The organism is Paenibacillus sabinae T27, from assembly GCF_000612505.1.
GTDB classification, from domain to species: Bacteria; Bacillota; Bacilli; order Paenibacillales; family Paenibacillaceae; genus Paenibacillus_AQ; species Paenibacillus_AQ sabinae.
Genome location: NZ_CP004078.1, coordinates 2,749,194 through 2,771,427 on the forward strand (window position 1 = coordinate 2,749,194; position 22,234 = coordinate 2,771,427).

The window sequence follows — 22,234 nt, forward strand, 5'->3', positions numbered from 1 at the left end:
CTAGTGTCACTTATACCCCTTCTAGATTACCGTTATTTTACTGGTAATCTACAGGAATGAATATACCCTAATTACGTAATTATCGCTAAAAATATCGTTATTCTTTCTCTGCCGTCGGTGCTTCCTGAGGCATCCGACCTCAAACACGGTTCGTATTCCGCTGCTCTCGGGGAACCTTGAAAAATTGGTATATTTGTCATTCATTTCCATTTACCCTGAACATCTCAATTTTATCGGAATGGTCTTGTTGGTCAAACCCTCGATCCCTCCACTCGCATAGCGGGTGGTTTTTTGTTTCGCGCGTTTCACGCACTCAATTGGCTAAAGCCTAAATAGAAAATCCGCGCCTGGCGCGGGTTCTTAAAGGACTATGTTCTTGTCTTCTGACATATTAATAAGCTGTTTTCCCTTCTTAAAAAACTAAGTGCCTATAATGATAAAAAACCGTTCCTCTATTAAAGCAACGGTTAAAGCAACGGTTCGTTATATCTGGGCTTTGTTTAGCTTTGACTCAGTGCAGTCTTAAGTGTTGGCTCCGATTGAAGTACGGAATTTTTGATCGATGGAAGCTTATTCATCATGCTTCATGTAGATTAAGCTCATAAGTCTGTTCAATGTGACGTTTACCCCAAGATTCAATTTCTTGTTCGAAAATCTTCTTAAAACCTGCTTTCACATACATGCCAATAGCCGTATTCTGGTCCTCAGTCGTTTCCAGAAAAATGAACTGAAAGCCTCTGTCTTTGCAGTAACTGATTGCCTCATGTAAGAGCTTTTTCCCGAGTCCCATTCCTCTGGCATCCGGATGCAGTATAAACCACCTTAACTGCGCCTTTTTATTAGAATGGCCGATGATAGCTATGCTGCCAACAATTTCGCCATTGGCTTCCGCTAGCCAGAAACGGTCCTTGTCCGGGCTGTAGGTTTGAAGCAAGTCGTAAAACGTCTTGCAGACATATCCTTCAAAAAATTGATTATAGCCGCACTCCTTTGCATAGATCCATCCGTGCATATGAATGAGCATCCCTACGTCTCCCGGTTTCAATTCAGTCCGGATGGTTACGCTCTGCTCTGTAGGATTGTCCGATAGCTCTCTTTCAATGGCGGTCATGCTTCTAGCAATGCTTATTTGGCTTCGATCCGTTAATCCGATGATCATTTTCCGAATTTGGTCGTCGGACAAGGCGTTCATTTGTGACAAGGTCTCCTCTCCGAGACTCGACAAGTATAGGAATGACGATCTCCCATCCATCTCAGATTGGACCCGGTAAGTTAAGCCCTGCTTTTCAAACCGTTTGAGAATACGGCTTAAATACCCCGCGTCGATTCTCAGAAGGTCGATGAGCACTCTGGCCGTGCAATGCTCCGTATTGCCGATTTCGTATAAAACTCGAGCTTCCGAAAGTGAAAAATTGCTATCCAACAGGTGCTTATCGAGCAAGCCGAGCACCTTCGTATAAAATCGGTTAAATTTGCGAATTATCGGGATTAAAGACGCTTCAGAACCCATAGAGGAACCTCCTACTTTAATTGACTTTGTCAACTATATATAAACAATATATAGATTTTAATTGACTAAGTCAACTATCAAAGATGTTGCTCTTTTGTCGAAATAGTACTAACTGATCATTCCGACCGGCGTTCCGAGGCAATAAAAAAAGGCATCTCCCTTAGATAAAATCGGGACGTGCCAAAATCATGTGACACATTGTATGAGAATACAGTCCATGCATATCTTAGTCAATCAAACTTATAACTAAAGAATATATAGTATTTTGTACATATGTATGTAAAACGATGAAATACCATGTGTCAGCGGAGAATAAAGTATTAGACTAGATGTTTTTATTCCACGCAGCTTTTTGAATTATCATACCGTCCCTATAAATTGAAACAGCGGCAGCAAAGAACGAGAAAATAATGTCCTAGACTGTCGCTGTTTCATTAAACTAACATTCTCCGTTAGAACTCAACAATTAATAATTCTCAAGTTCGTGCTCCAAATCGTTCAGTTGAACGATAACCTCTAAAACAGCAGAATCATCTCCGTTTCAAAAGTAATATCAGTGCGAAAAACGTTTCCAATGCCCTTCGGATACAACTTCGACTGCTCCGTCGATCACTTTGATGGCGGTCTGATCATCAATCGCATACGCCGGCCCCTGCATCCCAGATGCCCATCTCTCGGCAGCAGCCATAGTATTATACGGCAGCATCTCGTGATCCAGATGCGGGAACATTGCAAAATCGACCAGACTCAACGTTTCATCGCCACCGGTGGGTGGAGTCCAGCCAACGAAGAATTTCCCGATGTTAGGTGCCATCACCATACTCCCGGCGCTCAGTCCCACATAGACAGCGTGTAGCGACGGCAAGAGGTCTGCCAGTCCAGACTGCCTCATCCAGTAACACAGATACAAGGGGTCACCGCCATTCACTAGTAGAACGTCAGTCTCTTTGACCATAGGAGTCCAAAGTTCTTCATCGATGCTGGGCAGCGCGGTGAGCTCCAGCACCCCAAGTGACTTCCAGCCCAGCTCACACATCGGTGAGTTGGCTTGTCCGCTGAAGAACCGCCATGCGTGGCCTGCACCACCAGGTATAGCATACAACCCAGTGGTAATGCAGAGTGCGTTAGACTCGGCAATCGGTTTGCCCAGCATGTCAACCAGCGCGTCGTGTATGCTTTTGTTCTTGATGCCTGCAGATGTGAGTAGAAATTTCATAACTTCACTCCTTGTCGTTATCCTGCCCGTTAACTTAATGAATCACCGTCAGTCTAATACTTTATTATCTCAGTCTACAACTTTATTTGCTGAGTCTAGCACTTTATTTTTCAGTCTATTAATTTATTTTCTCCCTACACCATGACCTATATGGATTCTTATTTAGTGTCATACATTCTATACACATTTTTGCAGATGCAAAATGATAAGTTGGTAACAGCTCATATTTATCAGAACTGATTAAATACACAAGGCTGCCGATAGATTCTTGCTTACGGCAGCCTTGTGTATGTTACGGTCTAGTTGGCAGTGTTTGTGAAGTTTGGATATCGCGCCAGCCGCTTACATCGCATTGGCCATATTCATTATCACCCACAGCCACCACCGTGCCGTCCGATTTAAGGCCGAGAGTATGAGCGCAACCCGCCGCAACCGCCACAATATCACGCCAGCCACTTACATTGCATTGATCATGCGTATTCCAACCCACAGCTGCCACCGTGCCGTCCGATTTAAGCCCGATGGTATGATTACTACCCGCCGCTATCGCCACAATACCGCGCCAGCCGCTTACATCGCATTGGCCATGCTTATTCAAACCCACAGCCGCCACCGTGCCATCCGATTTAAGCCCGACGGTATGAAGGTAACCCGCTGCTGCCGCCACTATGTCGCGCCAGCCGCTTACATTGCATTGGCCATACTGATTATTACCCACAATCGTCACCGTTCCGTCCGATTTAAGGCCGACAGTATGCCAGTCACCCGCCGCTACCGCCACCATATCACGCCAGCCGCTTACATTGCATTGGCCTTCATTATTTCGACCCACAGCCACCACCGTGCCATCCGATTTAAGCCCGACGGTACAACGCCAACCCGCCGCAACCGCTACAATATCGCGCCAGTCGTTTACATCACATTGGTCATGCTTATTCCAACCCACAGCCGCCACCCTGCCGTCATATGTAAGACCGATTGTATGAGCATTACCCGTGTTCGTCGCCATATGTACATTACCAGCCGCAACTGCCACCATATCGCGCCAGCCGCTTACATCACATTGGCCATATTTATTATCACCCACAGCCGTCACCGTTCCGTCCAATTTCAGACCAACGGTATGACGACGACCCGCCGCTAACGTATCTTTAGGCCACCGTTTCATCTTTAATGTCGCTTCAATCGGTGAAGTGTAATCCATGTTTTACCTCCTTGGAAACAAGACCTATACCGTTTTTCCAAATCAATCTCCTCTTTAGCATACAAAAAAGCACCTCGAGGAAAAGGCGGTTCCCCCGTTTCCCCCGGTGCTTGCAGATGAGAATTGATTTTCTGGGACGTATCACTCCTCCGCCTTGCCCCGCGTATGATCATCGAACTAGATTTACTAACTAGTCTCGAAGATCTTGACAACACAAGTGGATGGCGTCACACAACTTCTCTTGGAATTCTTGCCGCGATGATAAACGGTGCTTCCAAGTCGATGCACATGTACATAGCATGTCGGCAATGGTCGCAGCGCGCTTCATATCGTCTTTTGTATTTTTCCCAGATGACTCTAGAATGACTTGTTCGAGTTTCTTTTGAAATGATGAACTGCTGTTTTCAACAGCGTCGCCGAGAACGCGCTCACATTGGGCCACAAGATCAGACGCTTCAGGATGAAGGAATCCTACGTGACGGCCAAACCACTCGTCTAAAGCTTGAAACAGTTTTTCTTCCAGCGTTAAGCGGTCATCCTCAAGTATCTGATCGGCGGATTGCAAACCGTCGTCCAACGCTTTTTGAATGGAGGCGCTAAAGATCTCGTCTTTATTTTTAAAATGAAGATAAATCCCCTGACGTGTGATCCCCGCGGCTTTCGAGATATCCTCAATGGATGTTTTTTTATAGCCGTACCGAACAAAAATATTCAGAGCTGTCTCAAGAACGTACGCCAGTCTTGCCGATTCTTTTTTATCCATGTATTCAGGTTAACGAACAGATCAACAAATGTCAAGTTTGTATAATTTCTTACTTGACATATAGTACTAAATATGTAAATATCGTAAATGTAAGTTCGAAAACAAATTAAGATTTTGGAGGGATTATGCATGAATTACTATACTAAGACGGACGTTACTTTCGACAGTGCCGGCGTGAAGATCGCCGGCCACCTCTACACACCTGACGGAGTGGTCAGCGGGCCGCGCCCCGCGATCGTCGTTGGCCATCCCGGCACCGGCGTCAAGGAGCAGACTGCAGGCCTCTACGCAAAGCGCCTGGCAGAGCAGGGTTTCGTCACTCTTACCTTCGACGCCGCTTATCAGGGAGAAAGCGGAGGCGTGCCGCGCGGATTGGAGGACCCAGCCCACCGCGTCGAGGACTTCAAGGCTGCCGTCTCGTTCCTAAGTGTGCAGGGCGAGGTCGACCCGGACCGCATCGGCGCACTGGGCATCTGTGCCTCTGGCGGCTATGTAATCCCCGCCACTGTGACAGACCATCGCATTAAGGCCGTCGCCACTGTCAGTGCCGCCGACATCAGCCGTCAATTCCGTAACGGCAGCGATGACAAGCAGGACCCCGCCATCTTCCAGGGCATGCTCGACGCCGCAGCGGCGGCCCGCACCTTGGAAGCCCGCGGCGAAGGCATTGGCACATTCCCGATTTTCCCGGAGACCGAGGACCAGGCCCGCGCCTTCGGCCAGCACGCCTTCGAGGGTTGGGAATATTACTGCACCGACCGCGCGCAGCATCCGCGCTCGGCTAAGGCCTTTACCTGGAACAGTATAGACCGCATCGCATATTTCGACGCGTTCCGGTTCATCGACCTGATCGCGCCTCGCCCGCTGCTCATGATCGTTGGAAATCAAGCCGTTACGTCATGGATGACGACCGAAGCGTTTGCGAATGCGCAAGAGCCCAAGGAACTGTTTTGGATTAACGGTGCCACCCACGTCGACCTTTATGACAGGGACGAGTACGTAACGCCTGCGGTCTCGAAGCTCGCGGAGTTCTTCCTTACAAATCTGACCGCCCCTGGCACTGTTTGAGGCGCCATCGGCTGGCCCGATTGCAAGAGATCTCCAAAACTAGCGAGGTGGATCAATATGATTAAAGTAATGGCCTTTCTTACCAAAAAGGATGGAATGAATACACGAGATCTTATCGAATACTATGAGAATCATCATGTACCACTGATTACTAAATTGGCACCAGTCCCTAGCGTTTACAAACGCAACTACATTCTAGGAAAGGACGACTCTAGTTCAAAAGATGACTTCGATATCGTGACAGAACTCGTATTTCCTGACCGTGGTGCTTATGAAGCTTGGGTAGCTAAGATGTATGCTCCACACTCTGGAGTTGCAGAGGACGAGCTCAATTTTCTTGATCGTTCGCGAACTAGATCTTATGTCGTCGAAGAACACGTGACTTCCGAGTAAGGGTTAGATATCAAGTAAGAAGACCGTATTGCTTGAAAAATCGCCACTCTCTTCCGTTGTCGGAAGCAGGTCGGCGATTTTTCATATACGATGATGGAGGTGCGGGGGATATAATTGACGGTGGTTGTATTCATAATCATCGACAATCATAAAGAGCAGGCGTATCGCTGGATATAAACAAGAACAGGGAGATGAAAAGGTTTGGCCGCCTCATCTCCCTGTTTTCTTTTATTGCGAGTGTATTTCTGTAATTATTGTGACAGCTTCTTTAGCAATTATTAATTTATCACAATTCAAAATATTGTATACATTTAGTGAGTCGGCTACAGCGGTTTCTACACCAGGTATATTATTAGCACTTTTAAAAACATAGTTATCTATCGAAGGTGTAACAATTAGTGTCTTTTTTTCTGCACCAAGAGCATTAAGCATGGCCACTATAGACTTTGTTCTGTAAGTTTCTAATTTAATTTCATCAACAACGATAAATTCTTTACACCTAACTTTGCTTGATAATGCAGATTGTATAGCAAGCCGCTTAACTTTTTTATTAAGTTTGTAGCTATAGTCACGGGACTTAGGAGCAAAGACAACTCCGCCGCCACGCCAATGTGGCATTTGCTGTATATTATTTTTCTTATAGCATAAACAGAAAGACAGTAATATTCCGCCAGTTCTTGTATTGAAGAACCAGATGAATAGGCATTTATTATTTCATTATTTCTCCTATCAATCTCTTTTCGAAAACCGGAGACTTCTCCCCAACTTTTATGATGATCTTTTATTGCGGGAATATAGATGTATTCACCTTGTATGAAACCTTGTAACTTTTCCACCAACTCTTTTGGAAGAATTTCATTCGCGTTAATATATCTCATGTAGCTCACCCCTTGAATAAAAGTAATGTCTCAAGTAGCAAAGCCAGCATGAATGGTGATCATGTTATTCCATGCAAATATCACCAAATGTCTGTCTTTGCATGGAATTGAACATGAGTTACTGTAAAATTCGTATTAGTCATTGTGTGTTCTCTCCTATCGATCTGATTTTCACTTATTGTGCCCGTAAAGTTGACCGCATGCTGCATCAATGTCCGTTCCAAATTGAGTCCTCACAGTGACTTTGATTCCCTTTGACTTTAAAATATGAGCAAACCTTTGAACTCGTTCTTTATCAGATTGATGAAAATTATCAGGTGTTACGTCGGTTGAGTTATAAGGTATCAGATTGACGTGATATAAATGTTCCCAAGGACCTCGGTTTTTTAATAAAGCAGCGATAGCTTCTGCGTGCTCATTTGAATCGTTTTCTCCCCGAAGTAATATATACGCAATGTAAACTTTCCTACCTGTATCACTAATATGCTGATCTAACTTGTTTAACACCTCATTAAGCGGAAAACGATTATTAATCGGCATAAGCTCACTCCGTTGTTCAACAAAAGGGGAGTGAAGTGAAAAGGTAAGGTTAACTTGTGGAAATTCTTTTGATAACCGATCTATCCCCGGTATAATCCCAATGGTGGAAACTGTAATTCTGCGATGCCCTAAGCCAAAGGTTCGTGAATCTGTTAGAATTTTGAGCGTATCGAAAATATAAGGATTGGCTAAAGCCTCCCCCATCCCCATAAACGAAACACTATCTAAAGCCTGTCCGTTTAAATGAAAGTACAACAGTTGATCGGTAATATCATCTGCTGTTAGGTTCCGTTTTAGTCCAATTGTTCCTGTAGCACAGAAACGACAACCGTATCCACATCCGCATTGGCTTGAAATGCAGTATGACTTCCAGCCGCGTTCGTAGCTTAGTTGAACTGCTTCTACATGTTCGTTACCTTCAATAGCAAATAGCACTTTATTAACTTGATTAGATGTTTTTTGCATAACTGGAGTTAAGTTCAAAACATTTTCGCCAAAATTTTTTATTAGCTCGTTTCTTATTGCTTTAGGGATTATAGTCATTCGGTCATATTCACCAATTCTTTGCTTGAAGATCGCGTCCGCGATTTGTTGGAAACGATATGCAGGTTGTTTTAAATCCGACAATAAGTGTTGAATTCTTTCGTATTTCGAAGTTGATTTCATGTTTTTTCTCCTCTTGAGCCGGAGAAAATACCAAAAGCACCTTTTAGGGTCCTCTAGCATATGCATTAACCAACTTAGATTTATTTCACGAAGCTTGTAGCTAGAGTCGCTACGTGCATCTATCGATAGATGGATAATGCCCCGGCATCCGTTTAATTTGATCGTGAACCGTACCAACGGACAATGAACGATTCACATAAACATTCACAACTTCAAACATTTTCTTCAACCTCCTTTTTTCTCAAATAAAAAAGAGCTGCAAGAAAGTTGACCTTTCTTGAGCTCAAAAAAATAAAGCAAATCCAACCCTGCGTAGAGTCAGATCAGGATATATTTTTTGAGTGAAAAGAATAAGGTAACTTTCTTGCCAAGAAAGAACAAAACAGAGCAAACAGAACTTGTTTTATTCTTTAAACTTAAGCAAGAAATATTACATTAACCTCTTCAACTCCTATCGTCAGTGTTAGCGTAATCTTAACATACCCAATATTTTCATTGCAAATAACTCTTTGAGAAATCATTTTCCCTGGTCGAGAGGTACCGCACACGCACACCGCTCCCCACTGGATTGCAGCTGGTCGGGCGTCTGGCGTCCCGCGCGGCAGTAATCCGCACACCGCTCGATCAGCCAGCTGGGGACCTTCGGACCGTGAAGTTTAGCACATCACCAGGGCACTGGGCCGTTTACGTCGAAGAAACCGCCCGTCGGGGCTTCGTCGCCGACGGTGGCCCAGTGCACTGAGGCGCGTGCTCCCTCCTCCGTGGTGAGTACACCACGGAAACCGTTCAGGTCGGTTGCGACGTATCCGGGCGTCACGGCATTGATCTTCACATGCGCCAGCGCAGGGTCGTCGAGGAAAGCGTTGGCGTACTTGACGGTCAACATGTTCAATGCTGCTTTCGACGCCGAGTAGGAGAACGATTCGTGGGAGCGGGCGAACATGGACCCCGTCTCGGTGGCCTTGGCGAACATGGCTGAGTCGCTGGAGACGTTGACGATCCTTGGAGACTTGGATTCGCGCAGCAGCGGAAGCATTGCGTGGATAACGCGGACCGTACCGAAGACGTTGGTCTCGAACTCCGTATGCATGCCCTCGGCGGTCACCTCGGTCGCCTGCTTGCGCACGATAACGCCCGCATTGTTCACAAGCACGTCCAAGCGCCCGTAAGTGCTGCGGATGTATTCGGCTGCGGTCGTGACTGAGGTGTCGTCCGTGATGTCGATCTGGAGGGGTTTCACCGTGAGGCCAGCCTCGGCGAGTTCCTGGGCCGCGTCGGCGCCGAGCTGGGCGTCTCGACTGCCGAGCAGGACGGTCGTGCCTCGCTCGGCCAGCTGGCGCACTGTGGCCAGCCCCACCCCCTTGTTGCCCCCCGTGACCAGGGCGTACTTAGCATCATTCATCTTAGCTTCATTCATGGATGTCACTCCTCGTATTAGTAGAATAATGAACCGTAAGTGTTGTTTTTGGATCTGCGTCAATGTTCATGGCGTTGCGCATATCTAGTTTCCTTCCAAATTAGAACTCAGTATGGTTTTAGGCTCAAGATATTCCTCGAGGCCATATATGCCACCCTCACGCCCGATTCCAGATTGTTTAAAGCCACCATAGGGAGCTCTCATTTCGAAAATAACATCATTAATGAGAACTGTTCCGGCAACAAGCTGAGAAGCAATGCGGTTCGCTTTTTCTAAATTAGAAGAACTGATATATGCACCTAATCCATACTCTGTGTCATTTGCAATTTCTACCGCTTCTTCCTCCGTTCGATACGTCAAAATAGATAGTACGGGTCCAAATATTTCTTCTCTGGCAATCGTCATATCTCTGGTTACATTTGCAAAAACGGTCGGCTTTACAAAATAACCTTTCTCTAAACCTTCAGGGTGTCCTTCTCCGCCAATTACTAAATCCGCACCTTCCTCCATACCGATTTTGATATATCGCTGAACTCTTTTGTATTGATTTTCATTCATCAGTGGGCCAATAAATGTGTCATTTTCCCATGGATAACCCACCTTGGTATTCTCAACCGCCAGTTTGATAAGTTCTTTTACTTCATCAAGTCGATGCTCTGGTACCAATAATCTGCTGCCGGCAATGCACATCTGCCCGTGATTTCCAAAAGCACTCGTAACGGCACGAGGGATCGCTTTTGTAAAGTCTGCATCATCCAGAATGATATTTGCTGATTTGCCCCCCAATTCCAGAACGACTCTTTTCATTGTATCCACAGCACTATGCTGGATAGCCTTTGCAGTATTCGCAGAGCCTGTAAAAGAAATCAATGCAATATCCGGATTACGGGATAATTCAGCGCCTACTGAAGTTCCCAATCCATACACAATATTAACTACACCGGCAGGCAATCCGGCGTCATGGAAGCACTCAGCCAATATTTGAGTCTGAATGGAGGAAAATTCACTAGCCTTTACAACGATCGTGCAGCCTGCTGATATGGCTGTAGCCACTTTTATAGCAATCTGGGAATTGTTCGCATTCCAAGGCGTAATCGCAGCAGCGACGCCCAACGGTTCAAAAACAACCTTTGCTTTCCCAATATGTCTGGTAAATTCAAAAGCCTCCATTGCTTCTTTTGCTAAAAGGAAGCTATCAGCCGAAATCTGAGTTCTAAATTCTGCTGCCTTAGCTGTCGCACCATATTCCTCCATGCACGCCTGGTTTAAATCAGCAGCCCTTGACAGAATTGCATCGTGTATCCGTTGCAGCATTAGACCTCGTTCTTCAATTGATGTCCGTGAGTAAGTTATAAATGCTTCTTTCGCGGCTGCGATCGATTTTCTTGTATCTGTTTCATTTCCCAACAGCACCTGTCCAATTAATTCTTCTGTTGACGGATTGATAATATTCATTCGCTCCGTTCCGTCAGGCTTTACAAATTCTCCATTGATATATACCTTGTCAATAAGTTTCATTACTGCATTCCTGTTCATCCATTTACCTCCTTTGCGATATTCATGTTTACTTGCTTCGTGAATCACTATACTCAGTTCAAGTAACTTGAAGTCAAATATTATTAAAAATAATTTTTGTGGAAACTATCATCTATTTAGCTCTAATAACCATGACTTGTTCTTCTTCCACTCATGTGTTATCGTAATTTTTGTACATTCAAGTAACTTGAACAAAATGATATAGGAGAGAACTATGGAAGAATTTATTTATGGAACCGAACCAAAATACTCAATTAAGGAAGTATCAAAAATAACTAACCTACCCAAACCAACAATCCGCTATTATGAAGATATCGGTTTGCTGCAAAATATAGCACGAGATAAGAATAATATCCGCCTGTTCTCTGATGATCAAATTATGAGATTGAGAATGATTCAATGTATGAGAAGCACAGGAATGGGAATTGATATGATCCACCATTATCTCGGCCTCTCAAGGGAAGATAAAATGGAACTGAAAGAGAAGTACTCCATTGTCTTAGACCAAGAAGAAATACTTTTAGCCAAAAAACACGAGATTGAGGCACAACTGGCTCTTATTGAGCACAAAAAAGCTAACTATGAAAAAGATTTAAATGAGGCATATAATGCAGTGCAACAGACTTGATACTGTATAAATAGAGAACCACAAGCTGAAAAGCATTTAATGGATCTATCCCCTTTCAGAATTTCACAAAATAAAAAAAGTATTCGAACTTAAGTCCAAATACTTTGCCCAGGCGAACGGCTGTTATTCTGTGTGCTCCCCCCGTGGTTCACCACGTTTACGCCAGTTACACACACCAAAATTTCATATTCTTCAAATAGACTCCATCCAAGCGACATCGACTCGAGGTTCAATGTAATTTATGAAATAAGGCCGCCTCTGTTATCTTATTTGCAAGGCATAATCTTAATTGTCGCTGAGCGGGCGCGGGCACCGATCATCGGGTTGAGATACGGGCTACTACGGTATTTCACGCGGTATGCATCGTTGATGAGGTCGTTAATGGGACCGTCAACCGGCTCGAAGGTAACCTCCTTGGTCATACCAGCGACAGTAATCTGCCCGGCCTTCTGCTGCACCGCGGCTTGGTACCATCGAGAGTTACGTCCATTATACGCTCGTACATAAAGAGACCATCGCCGATCATCACGGACCAAATCCAGGTTGGGGTCCCGTAGGTCACTCCGTCCTCACGGAACGGCGAGATATGAAGGTCATCGGCCACGGCGATCTGTCGCAGCTCATCTTTAGACCAAGTGCTCATTATCCAGTCCTCAGGCTGGGGCCATAAAACCCGAATCACCTGTGATAATATGAACGACAAAAAGGTTAAGGTTTACCTATGGGCTGAAACAGTACTAGGATCGTTAAGAGGATCTCTATAATGAAAAAAGCCACAGTTATGCGACTTTTTAAGTGTAATGACAAAGGCTCTTACTTGACATATTCAACCATTACAATATTTCAATGTACCCTTCTGTTCCATTCACGCGAATTCGTTGCCCGTCTTTGATCAGTTTGGTAGCATTCTCCACTCCGACAACGGCCGGCAAGCCATATTCACGTGCGATAACTGCTCCATGGGTCATCAGTCCGCCAACTTCGGTGATCAGGCCTTTTATGGATACAAACAATGGTGTCCAGCCAGGGTCAGTGAAGGAGGTGACTAATATATCTCCATCTTCCAGATCAGCATCCTCCATGTTTAAGATGACACGTGCCCGTCCCTCTATAACTCCGGAAGAAACAGGCAGACCTACAATGGCTTCGGCCGGGAGGTTTTCCCGTTTGTATTCGCCCGCAATGACTTCACCATCAGACGTGATCACACGCGGCGGAGTTAGTTTTTCGTAAAATTTGTACTCCTCTTTTCGTTTGTTGATGATCTGATCATCAAGTTTGTGTGTGCGTACCACTTCGTGAAGTTCTTCAAAAGTGAGATAGTACATATCTTCTTTGTCATGGATAACGCCAGCTTGAACGAGTTGTTCGGCTTCTTTCATTAAAGCCTGCTTATAAACGAAGTAGCGACTTACAATTCCATATTTCGGATATTCCCGGTAGCCGATGAAATTCCGGATGAGGTCGATCATTCGTTTTGTTTCTTTGGCTTTTTGTTCACCATCCGGTAATTGCTTCAATCGATCTATTAACTCTTGTTCTTTTTCCAAAGCAGCGCGCCGCCCTTGCTCAAATTTCCGATTGCCGGCACTCGGCTCAAAGTTTTTGATGTTACCAAGAATCATGGGGACAAGTGTAATTGGTTTTTCACTCCAACGAGTTCTCGTAATATCGATTTCTCCGGCACATCGCATTCCGTATTTGCTGAGATAATCATAGATAGCGTCCCTAGTTTCCCTTCCCCCATCAAACTTAACCAGTTCATCCAGAAAGTGATCTTCTTTTGCACGCTGCAAATAATCAATCACTTCCGGATAAGGGCGAATCACATCCGCGACATGGAGTAGCGCCAGACCCATTTCCGAAGTAATATTGTCCGGTACAGATTGAGAAAGAGTATCTGCTGCGTTTTTTTCGCCTAACCACTCGTTCATGTTTTCATTGATCCATGATGAAGCATTTATAGCAGCCATAAACACAGCCGAACTTTGTGGGTCAAATACGATCTTCTTTAACTCTTGGATATCTTCCAGAATAAAATCAAACAAATCCGATCCCGATTTCGCTTGGATGTTTTGTTTTAACTCTTCTATCGATGTTTGACTACGCTTAATCAAATCAGAAACGATTGTCGGATCGTTCTCGAATTGTGCCCTAGAAACCGTAGACGGCACACTTTTGTTGCTTTTACCGGAACTCTGTTCTTGCTTATCATTTGGTAAAGATTTTATGAAATCTCCTCGCTCTATTATGGTCATAAGTGCGTCTTTCATGAGCGGATCGTGTTGTCCCATGGCATCTAATAACATTTTTCTGCTGTCAGGTGAAGCCAGCATATGTGTGACATCAACAAACAGCCTTCCGCCGGCTTTACGCATAGGTGCAGGAGTAATTAACAGGTGAAAAGACAATCCCAATGGCTTCATGGCATCAGTCATCATTTGTTGATGGCCGACAGATACATAGACGTGATTTTCTTGATCATTCGCTTCAGGGATCGGGTATAAAGTAGTGATTGGCCGACTCTGGACAATATAAAAGGTATCATGGGCCAAGCACCATTCGATATCTTGAGGGCAACCAAAATAAGCTTCGATCTGTCTTCCGATACTTGCCAGCCCTAAAATTTGTTGTTCCGTAAGTGTTTGAGTCTTTTGCTGATCAGGATCGATCTGCCGGGTCTCTGTTCCGCCTTCTTTTCGTCCATAGATAGCCAATTTTTTGGTTGCGATCCTCTTCTCGACGACTTCCTCTTCCCGCACTTTATAATAATCGGCAGATACCAAGCCAGAGACCAGTGCTTCTCCAAGTCCAAAACTGGCATCGATTGATAGCAACTTCCGGTTCGAGGTAATTGGATCAGCGGTAAATAAAATCCCCGAAGCCTGAGGGAAAACCATCTTTTGAACGATAACGGATAAATAAACTTGCCTGTGATCGAATCCATTCCGCATACGGTAGATTACCGCGCGCTCCGTGAACAGGGAAGCCCAACATTTGCTGATATGCTGCAAGATTGCATCGAAGCCGATGATATTTAAATAGGTATCTTGTTGACCGGCAAAAGAAGCATGCGGCAAATCTTCAGCAGTCGCACTGGAACGCACTGCATAAGCATGTTCCTCGCCAAATTGGGAGAGATAGTGAGTAACGGCTTCCACAACATCAGTAGGAATTTCTGCTTCCATAATGATTTGTCGAATCTTCCTGCTGATTTCACCAATTTGATCTCGATCCTCTACTTTTAGCATGGTTAGTTGATCCAATAAAGCTTGAAACGTTTCGTTTTGTCCGATGGCTTTTTGATACCCCACTGTTGTAACACAAAATCCTTCCGGTACTTGTATCCCTTGAATTTTTGATATTTCCCCTAAATTCAACCCTTTTCCGCCAACGAGCCAAAGCTGCGTTTTTTCGATTTCCTGGAAGCCAAGAACCAAAGAACTCATTCCACATCTCTCCTAGCCATTAAAATGAGAAAAAACATTTGACAAGAGCTTGCCGGAGTAGTACACTTAAAGTATAAGGTGAGATAATTATGTCTATGTAAGTGTAGTCAGGCGTAATCTATTATAACATCGTGACTGTTTATATGCAATATTAAAGAACCTGGGAAACTACCCAGGTTCTTTTTTGAATTCCTGCTATCATTACCCAATAACAAGATAGCGCCAATCAGTTGCTGCAAAGTCATCTTCTCTCCTACGACCAGAGATGAGATCAATAATGAGGTAAGGGGATCGATATAACTCAATACGGCGATGCTTGGAAGGGCGCGTGGATTGCGGTTTTCTCAGGCTTCCCACACATCCCAAACTGGAAACGAATATCGTAAATATTTGAGCGGTGTAATATTACACCAAAGGTACAGTTAACAACATGGGATGATTATGCCATAATGTCGATGGTGGAAAGTGGTTTGGGCATCAGCATTTTACCGGAGCTTATTTTGAAGCGTATTCTCTACCGAAATACAGAAACATTTAAGGGCTATCCTATTTTTTATTTCCGCCAAAAAGTCGAACAGTCTGCTTTATCCAAAATATTAAACCCGATTATTTTCTCAAGTAATGAGAAATCAACCGGACGATCCCACCGGATACGTACCAACTGCTTGGTGTGATCATAGCCAGCCTGCACAATTTCATCAGAAAAATGATTAATCCCTGCCGTTTCAGGGGCAACAGCCAAGTGATGTTTAGATACGCTAAAGCCAATGATAAATGTGCCATGATCAGTAAACATAGGCTGATTCCACGCAATTTTTGGCGCTAAATTTGGAAATTTCTTAGTTACCCAAGCCAAAACTTCTTCCGTTCGGGCCCGCTGTTGCGGGTTATCAATTTGCGCTAAATATTCTGTAAAAGCTTCCATATTGTTCTCTCCTAAAATTATATTGTATGACAAAATAATATCTACATTAAAACAAAAAAAGCCCATAAATCAAGGCTTTTCTAATGTAATATTAAGACTAATCCTCCAGCTCCTGTCTTCTAATAAACTCACGAAGAGATTTATTTTCGAGCCTCAAAGATATGATTTCTTCGAGTTGAGATAAGATTAAATCCTCTAGTTGCACTATTTTATTCTGCTTACATTCTAGTTCATACAGATTGCTCATGTTATTACCCTTTTCATTCAAAAAATCAGGAGCGAGTACAAGTCCTAATAATCCTGCCTCCGAAGCTGTAGATAGGCATGATCACGGTTTTATTAATTCCATGTAATTGGCTGCATCTTTTTTCGTTATAGTGCCGGTTATTACCTTTTAATTACCGTTCTTGTCCTCCGGCCTACTGTAAAACACGTCCATCTTGCAGCAATTTTTCTCCGAGAATTCCAATCAACGGTCGGATCAGTGGGGCGGCAGTTTTGAAAATCGCATGCGGTTCCCACTGGCGGTCATTCGTGAGGTCGCCTCGGTAATCGATACCTATGCAGACAAACCATTTATCCTCGGTTACCGAATTTCACCCGAAGAAATCGAAACGCCGGGTATTCGGCTCGAAGACTCCTTAGCCTTTGCCCAGGCTCTGGCAGACACTCCGGTTGATTACCTTCATCTGTCGATGGGAAGCTATAAACGAACATCTCTAAATCAACCCGATGACAAGGAGCTGCTATTAACCAAATTCGTCCATGCTTTGAATAACAAGAAGCCGCTAATTGGCATCGGATCGGTCGAGCGGCCGGAAGATGCGGAAGAAGTCATTAATGCAGGGGCGGCTTTGGTGACAATCGGTCGGGAATTCATCTGTGAGCCGAAATGGGTGCAAACAGTATTCAATTGTTCCGAAAAAGCTAAAAATACAGGTGGGCCTAAAGATTGGCTCCACCTGTATTATGTCTCGAAGACTTCCTCGGTATCGGGGTTAGAAAGTTACCTTGCCGGTTCTGAAACATTCGGATCGAAATCGGCCACGATCAGCATATCCATATGACGCGCGTTCCTTAGCAGGTAGTGAATAAAGGTTTCTTTAAACAAGGTTCGCCATAAGGGTTTATGGGACTGTCCAATGATAAGCTGAGTCGTCCGCAGCTCATTCATTCTGGCTAGCAGATGCCGGTGAATGTCCGCGCTGCCTGTGGCCTCGGTCACCTCCATTTTTCCTCCAAGCCGTTCCGTTAATAAGCGAAGCGTATCCAGCCGTTTCAACTCTTCAGGCGTTTGCCCCACCCCGCAATGCACATAATGGACGTACCATTCCGCTTTAAGACGATGCGCGATGCGAAAGCCGCGGCGAATCAGCCTTTCTGCCCTCGGTCCCGTATCCACACAAACGAAGATAACCTCCTGTCTGCTCCATGATCCCCGCAAGGCCGCATCCCGGTCCCAGGCTTCCAGCCTCTCATCCACATCATCCGCGATTTCACGAAGGGCCAATTCACGTAATGCAATCAGATTGCCCATTTTGAAAAAAGATTCCAGCGCCTGGTTTACTTTTTCGGCCGCATAAATCTTCCCTTCCCGCATACGCTCCTGCAGCATTTGAGGCGTAACATCGATAAGCTCCACTTCATTCGCCATTTTCAGGATCGCATCCGGTACCGTCTCCCGAACTCGTACACCGGTTAATTGAGCCACCGCATCGTTAAGGCTTTCCAGATGCTGCACATTCACGGTGGTAATCACGGAAATGCCGTTTTCCAGCAAACGGATCACATCCTCATATCGCTTACGGCTTTGGCTTCCGGGCACATTGGTGTGTGCAAGCTCGTCAACGAGCACAACCTCCGGATGGCGCGCTATAATCGCCTCGGTATCCATCTCTTCCAGGAAGGTCGATTGATATTGAATCTTAGCCCGCGGAATAGCAGTCAATTTGCCGATTTGCTCCCGGGTTTCCTTGCGTCCATGCGTTTCCAGCAAACCGATGACGACATCTATACCTTTGCCGAGCAGAAGATTCCCTTCCTGCAGCATTTTGTAGGTCTTGCCTACACCCGGGGCCGCGCCGATGTATACCTTGAGGGTGCCGTGACGGATCGTTTCAATTTTTTTCTGGATCTCTTGGCTGGTCAATCGATGGAAGGGTTCCTCCTGCCTCTTCGGTCGCTTAATGGGTAAGATCCGCTCCCCTTCCTGCTCGGCCCGATCCGCCATCAGGAACACATCGATGTTTCTTGTTTTGCGCAATACACGGTTCGCAATGGAGCCCTGCCATTTTTCCTGCCAGCTACTTTTCTTGGAATGTCCCATGACGATCCGAGTCACATTGTTCTGAATGGCATAACGAACCAATTCGGAAGGAAGCTTACGCAGACGGGCCATCTGAAGCTCTTCAAACCGGGCATCCACCCGCTTCACCAGCTTGATGATGGATTGCTTGAACGTTTGCTGCTCCTTGGTCAGCGGCTTATCGGACTTAACGAAAGTTACAACGATTAGTTCGCCGTTAAGCCGTTTGGCGATTTGCTGGCCTCTTCTCACATAAAGGGAACCGTTCCAATGGTATTGCGCTGACACGAGAATCCGCTCGGTAGCACCAGAAGGGCCGACAAGTCCGTGCTCTTCCCTGTGCTTCTCCAAAGACTCGTTAACCCCTTCGGCCACCAGCCGCAAGGATAATTCGCGAAGGACGGCAAGATTACCGCGTCGAGACAGCGCAGGATGGGTCACGTCGCCCAGAACTCCTTCTTCAATCCGCTTCAGAATCGTTTCAGGAGAAACGTCAATCAGGCGAACTTCATCCGCCAGTTCCAATGTATCCATGGGTACCGTGTTCTCCGCCCGAATCCCCGTCATTTTGAAGATGGATTCTCCTACTCCTTCCAGTTCATAAACATTGACGGTCGTAATCACGCTTATGCCATTTTCCATCAGGAAGCGGATATCTTCAAGCCGTGTGGCAAACTGTGCCCCTTTTCGATTACGATGGGCCAGCCCATCCACCAGCAGCACCTCGGGATTTCGTTTCAGCAGGGTTTCCAAAGGAAGGTCTTTCTGCTCTTTGCCACCCTTCAACCAGTGGAGGCTGGGAATACGATCCAGTTCCTCGAGCTGCTGTACCGTTTCGGTCCGCTGCATGGTGGACACGGCGCAGCACACCACATCAATGCCACGTTCCTTGAGCAACCTGCCTTCTTGCAGCATATGATACGTCTTGCCTGACCCGCTGACCGAACCGATGATAATTTTCAGCCTTCCCCGGTGCAGACGATATATGGAGTATAGGATTTCTTCCGGTGTTTTACGTTTATATGGCGGCATTTGGTTCCCCTCTCTCCGTTCAAACCACAAACGGCCCCGTCCATCAAAAATCGCGGACAGGGCTATTCGCAGAGCTATTTCGCTAACAGCTCCGATAAAGCCATATTCAGCTTCAGCACATTGACACGTTCTTCGCCGAACAATCCAAGGTCGCGTCCTTGAGTATGCTCTATCACCAATTTCTCCAGCGTATTCTTCTGGATTCCGGTCAAGCTGCTGATTCTGGGAATCTGCGCCAGTGCCGAAGCGGGGGAAATATCCGGATCGAGGCCGGACCCTGAATTCGTGATCAGATCAACCGGCAGGTTATTGACTGGGACATCCGGATTGTCCGCCTTCCACTTAGTAACCGAATTCTGAACGCGCCGCAGCAGATCAGGATTGGAAGGGGCATAATTCGGCGTGCCGGATGAAGCGGCATTGTATTCAATGCTGGAGACCCTGCCGTGAAAATATCTGGGGGATACAAACGTCTGCCCAATCAATTCGGAGCCGATCAACTGGTTATTGCCGTCATATACCAGGCTCCCGTTGGCTTTATGCGGCATGAAGACTTGGGCGATTCCCGTCACCGCCAATTGATAAATCATAACAATAATCATCAGAAGGATACTTGTTCTTATTGTAACCGTTATTGTCTTCACCGTTAACCCATCCTTCCTACACCATAAATTGAACAAGCAAATCGATCAGCTTAATGCCGATAAACGGTACGATGACGCCGCCGAGACCGTAGATGAGCAGGTTGCGGCTTAGCAATCTGGAAGAACTCATCGGTTTGTAGGCGACCCCCTTCATCGCCAGCGGAATCAGCAGCGGAATAATGATCGCGTTAAAAATGAGCGCTGACAGGATGGCGGACAGCGGAGAATGCAGCCCCATGATGTTGAGCACTTTCATTTCCGGAATCGCCACCATAAACATCGCGGGAATAATCGCAAAATATTTGGCGATATCATTCGCAATACTGAAGGTGGTCAGCGCTCCGCGTGTCATCAACAGCTGCTTCCCGATGGACACCACTTCAATGATTTTGGAGGGGTCCGAATCCAGATCGACCATATTGGCCGCTTCCTTGGCGGCAACCGTTCCGCTGTTCATGGCAATCCCCACATCCGCCTGCGCCAGTGCGGGAGCATCGTTCGTTCCGTCGCCGGTCATGGCGACCAGCTTGCCTTCCGCCTGTTCCCGGCGAATGACGGCGATTTTATCCTCCGGTTTGCTCTCGGCGATAAAGGCATCCACCCCTGCTTCCGCGGCAATCGTTGCGGCTGTCAGCGGATTGTCGCCTGTGCACATAATCGTTTTGATGCCCATTTTCCGCATTTGGTCAAACCGTTCTCTCATCCCCGGTTTAACGGTATCTTTCAGATAGATGAGACCGAAGATCGTTTGATCGACGGCTACGGCCAGCGGCGTTCCGCCGGCAGAGGCGATGGCATCGCTGCTTTCCTGAAACCCTTTCGGAATGAAGCCGCCCTGTTCGGCAACCCACTGCTTCACGGCATCAACGGCTCCTTTGCGGACCTTCCGCCCATCCTGCAGATCGACGCCGCTCATTCGGGTTTCCGCTTTGAACTCGATAAACTCCGCACCTTCCGCCAATTTTTCAGGGAACGACAGCCCCTGCTTGTTTAGCAGCTCCAGTACGGAGCGACCCTCCGGAGTCTCATCCTTGACCGAGCTGATCGCCGCCCACATCGCCACTTCCTGAGCGCTGTAATTCTCAGCCGGAACAAATTCGCTGGCCATCCGGTTGCCGTACGTGATCGTTCCCGTCTTATCCAGAATAATCGTGTTGATATCGCCAGACGCTTCAACGGCCTTTCCTGACATCGCCAGAACGTTGAACTGGGTGACACGGTCCATTCCCGCAATCCCGATAGCGGAGAGCAAGCCGCCGATCGTGGTAGGAATCAGGCAGACCAGCAGTGCGATCAGCACGGGGATTTCCAGCCGGATATTCAGATAATCCGCGAAGAAAGGCAGCGTAATGACAACAAGCAGAAAGATAATGGTCAGGCTGACCAAAACGGTATTCAGCGCAATTTCATTCGGCGTTTTTTGCCGTTTCGCCCCTTCAACCAGAGAAATCATCCGATCCAGAAAAGATTCTCCGGGATCGCTGGTGATGCGGACCTTAATCTGGTCGCTGATGACCCGGGTGCCTCCGGTCACCGAACTGAAGTCACCGCCCGCCTCTTTAATAACCGGAGCAGATTCCCCGGTAATTGCCGATTCATCCACAGACGCCAATCCTTCAATGACTTCGCCGTCCCCCGGAATCATCTCTCCTTGGGCAACAATGACCACATCGCCCTTGCGCAGCTCTGTGGAAGAGACAGTTTTGACGCCTTGACCTGTCACTTTATTGGCCGAAATTTCTTTCTTGGTCTTCTTAAGCGAATCGGCCTGTGCTTTGCCGCGCCCTTCGGCCAGAGCCTCAGCGAAATTGGCGAACAGCACGGTGAACAGCAGGACCAAGGCCACGGAGGCGTTGAAGCCTGTTGTTACCGTTCCGCCAAAAGCGTTCGGAACAAAGAGCAAAAACAAGGTAATCAGAAATCCGACTTCCACCACGAACATGACCGGATTACGCATCATGATCCGCGGATCCAGTTTGACAAAGGCCTGCTTGACGGCCTGACTGACAATTTCTCTTGATAATGTGCTTTTACGGGTGCTCATTTTTTCTCCTCCATCC

At 46.3% G+C, this 22,234-nt stretch carries 19 protein-coding genes, 2 pseudogenes and 1 riboswitch; of the genes and pseudogenes, 5 read left to right on the plus strand and 16 right to left on the minus strand.

Annotated elements, in window-relative coordinates:
* Nucleotides 1–577 precede the first annotated feature (577 nt).
* The 4 genes from PSAB_RS12660 to PSAB_RS12675 form a co-directional block, all read right to left on the minus strand.
* The gene (locus PSAB_RS12660; RefSeq protein WP_025334948.1) at nucleotides 578–1,510 is read right to left on the minus strand and encodes a bifunctional helix-turn-helix transcriptional regulator/GNAT family N-acetyltransferase; all 933 of its coding nucleotides are present in this window, start codon (nucleotides 1,508–1,510) and stop codon (nucleotides 578–580) included.
* Between the two features lie 553 nt (nucleotides 1,511–2,063).
* Nucleotides 2,064–2,726, minus strand: coding sequence for a Type 1 glutamine amidotransferase-like domain-containing protein (locus PSAB_RS12665; RefSeq protein ID WP_025334949.1), 663 nt, complete (start codon nucleotides 2,724–2,726; stop codon nucleotides 2,064–2,066).
* Nucleotides 2,727–3,018: 292 nt separating this feature from the next.
* On the minus strand, nucleotides 3,019–3,930 hold the full coding sequence (locus PSAB_RS12670) for an RCC1 domain-containing protein (protein WP_025334950.1): 912 nt from the start codon (nucleotides 3,928–3,930) through the stop codon (nucleotides 3,019–3,021).
* Between the two features lie 190 nt (nucleotides 3,931–4,120).
* Nucleotides 4,121–4,693: a TetR/AcrR family transcriptional regulator gene (locus tag PSAB_RS12675; RefSeq protein ID WP_025334951.1), complete on the minus strand. Its 573-nt coding sequence runs from the start codon at nucleotides 4,691–4,693 to the stop codon at nucleotides 4,121–4,123.
* 129 nt (nucleotides 4,694–4,822) lie between these two features.
* Between PSAB_RS12675 and PSAB_RS12680 the strand changes: the two genes are divergently transcribed.
* Nucleotides 4,823–5,761 carry an alpha/beta hydrolase gene (locus tag PSAB_RS12680; RefSeq protein ID WP_025334952.1) on the plus strand — a complete coding sequence of 313 codons (939 nt, stop codon included), beginning with the start codon at nucleotides 4,823–4,825 and terminating at the stop codon, nucleotides 5,759–5,761.
* A gap of 57 nt (nucleotides 5,762–5,818) precedes the next feature.
* A complete protein-coding gene (locus tag PSAB_RS12685) occupies nucleotides 5,819–6,154 on the plus strand; it encodes an EthD domain-containing protein (RefSeq protein WP_025334953.1) in 336 nt (111 codons plus the stop codon).
* Between the two features lie 228 nt (nucleotides 6,155–6,382).
* On the opposite strand, the gene rplD is transcribed toward PSAB_RS12685, so the two are convergent.
* The 5 genes and pseudogenes from rplD to PSAB_RS12705 all read right to left on the minus strand — a co-directional run bounded on the left by rplD (nucleotide 6,383) and on the right by PSAB_RS12705 (nucleotide 11,191).
* Nucleotides 6,383–6,772 carry a 50S ribosomal protein L4 gene (rplD, locus tag PSAB_RS26555; RefSeq protein WP_084266514.1) on the minus strand — a complete coding sequence of 130 codons (390 nt, stop codon included), beginning with the start codon at nucleotides 6,770–6,772 and terminating at the stop codon, nucleotides 6,383–6,385.
* A 20-nt stretch (nucleotides 6,773–6,792) separates the two neighbouring features.
* Nucleotides 6,793–7,032: pseudogene (locus tag PSAB_RS26560) on the minus strand (CD3324 family protein); the annotation flags it as partial.
* Between the two features lie 171 nt (nucleotides 7,033–7,203).
* Nucleotides 7,204–8,238: a Cfr family 23S rRNA (adenine(2503)-C(8))-methyltransferase gene (locus PSAB_RS12695; RefSeq protein ID WP_025334955.1), complete on the minus strand. Its 1,035-nt coding sequence runs from the start codon at nucleotides 8,236–8,238 to the stop codon at nucleotides 7,204–7,206.
* Between the two features lie 664 nt (nucleotides 8,239–8,902).
* Complete coding sequence (locus PSAB_RS12700) at nucleotides 8,903–9,655, minus strand: SDR family oxidoreductase (protein WP_025334956.1); 753 nt, start codon at nucleotides 9,653–9,655, stop codon at nucleotides 8,903–8,905.
* A gap of 84 nt (nucleotides 9,656–9,739) precedes the next feature.
* The gene (locus tag PSAB_RS12705; RefSeq protein WP_038595856.1) at nucleotides 9,740–11,191 is read right to left on the minus strand and encodes an aldehyde dehydrogenase family protein; all 1,452 of its coding nucleotides are present in this window, start codon (nucleotides 11,189–11,191) and stop codon (nucleotides 9,740–9,742) included.
* 214 nt (nucleotides 11,192–11,405) lie between these two features.
* Between PSAB_RS12705 and PSAB_RS12710 the strand changes: the two genes are divergently transcribed.
* Nucleotides 11,406–11,819, plus strand: coding sequence for a MerR family transcriptional regulator (locus tag PSAB_RS12710; RefSeq protein ID WP_025334958.1), 414 nt, complete (start codon nucleotides 11,406–11,408; stop codon nucleotides 11,817–11,819).
* Nucleotides 11,820–11,918: 99 nt separating this feature from the next.
* Nucleotides 11,919–11,999: riboswitch (ZMP/ZTP riboswitch) on the minus strand.
* Nucleotides 12,000–12,085: 86 nt separating this feature from the next.
* Here PSAB_RS12710 and PSAB_RS26380 read toward each other — a convergent pair.
* From PSAB_RS26380 to ppsA, 3 genes are all read right to left on the minus strand, one after another.
* Nucleotides 12,086–12,277 (minus strand): DUF2255 family protein, encoded by a 192-nt coding sequence (locus tag PSAB_RS26380; protein ID WP_264370878.1) that lies wholly within the window; start codon nucleotides 12,275–12,277, stop codon nucleotides 12,086–12,088.
* Nucleotides 12,238–12,462 (minus strand): DUF2255 family protein, encoded by a 225-nt coding sequence (locus PSAB_RS26385; protein WP_264370879.1) that lies wholly within the window; start codon nucleotides 12,460–12,462, stop codon nucleotides 12,238–12,240. Before PSAB_RS26385 ends, PSAB_RS26380 begins: the two co-directional genes overlap by 40 nt.
* A gap of 190 nt (nucleotides 12,463–12,652) precedes the next feature.
* Nucleotides 12,653–15,268 (minus strand): phosphoenolpyruvate synthase, encoded by a 2,616-nt coding sequence (ppsA, locus tag PSAB_RS12720; RefSeq protein ID WP_025334959.1) that lies wholly within the window; start codon nucleotides 15,266–15,268, stop codon nucleotides 12,653–12,655.
* Between the two features lie 386 nt (nucleotides 15,269–15,654).
* On the opposite strand from ppsA, the pseudogene PSAB_RS26155 reads away from it, so the two are divergent.
* Nucleotides 15,655–15,789, plus strand: a pseudogene (locus tag PSAB_RS26155) (LysR family transcriptional regulator); the annotation flags it as partial.
* 32 nt (nucleotides 15,790–15,821) lie between these two features.
* Here PSAB_RS26155 and PSAB_RS12725 read toward each other — a convergent pair.
* On the minus strand, nucleotides 15,822–16,193 hold the full coding sequence (locus PSAB_RS12725; RefSeq protein WP_025334960.1) for an iron chaperone: 372 nt from the start codon (nucleotides 16,191–16,193) through the stop codon (nucleotides 15,822–15,824).
* A gap of 440 nt (nucleotides 16,194–16,633) precedes the next feature.
* Here PSAB_RS12725 and PSAB_RS12730 point away from each other — a divergent pair, with 440 nt between their 5' ends.
* On the plus strand, nucleotides 16,634–17,260 hold the full coding sequence (locus PSAB_RS12730) for an oxidoreductase (RefSeq protein ID WP_226991708.1): 627 nt from the start codon (nucleotides 16,634–16,636) through the stop codon (nucleotides 17,258–17,260).
* Here the strand turns inward: PSAB_RS12730 and PSAB_RS12735 are convergent.
* The 3 genes from PSAB_RS12735 to kdpB all read right to left on the minus strand — a co-directional run bounded on the left by PSAB_RS12735 (nucleotide 17,200) and on the right by kdpB (nucleotide 22,218).
* The gene (locus PSAB_RS12735; RefSeq protein WP_025334962.1) at nucleotides 17,200–19,530 is read right to left on the minus strand and encodes a histidine kinase; all 2,331 of its coding nucleotides are present in this window, start codon (nucleotides 19,528–19,530) and stop codon (nucleotides 17,200–17,202) included. The genes PSAB_RS12730 and PSAB_RS12735 overlap by 61 nt on opposite strands.
* Nucleotides 19,531–19,604: 74 nt before the next feature.
* Nucleotides 19,605–20,174 (minus strand): potassium-transporting ATPase subunit KdpC, encoded by a 570-nt coding sequence (gene kdpC, locus PSAB_RS12740; RefSeq protein ID WP_025334963.1) that lies wholly within the window; start codon nucleotides 20,172–20,174, stop codon nucleotides 19,605–19,607.
* A 16-nt stretch (nucleotides 20,175–20,190) separates the two neighbouring features.
* Complete coding sequence (gene kdpB / locus PSAB_RS12745) at nucleotides 20,191–22,218, minus strand: potassium-transporting ATPase subunit KdpB (RefSeq protein ID WP_025334964.1); 2,028 nt, start codon at nucleotides 22,216–22,218, stop codon at nucleotides 20,191–20,193.
* Between the last annotated feature and the right edge of the window lie 16 nt (nucleotides 22,219–22,234).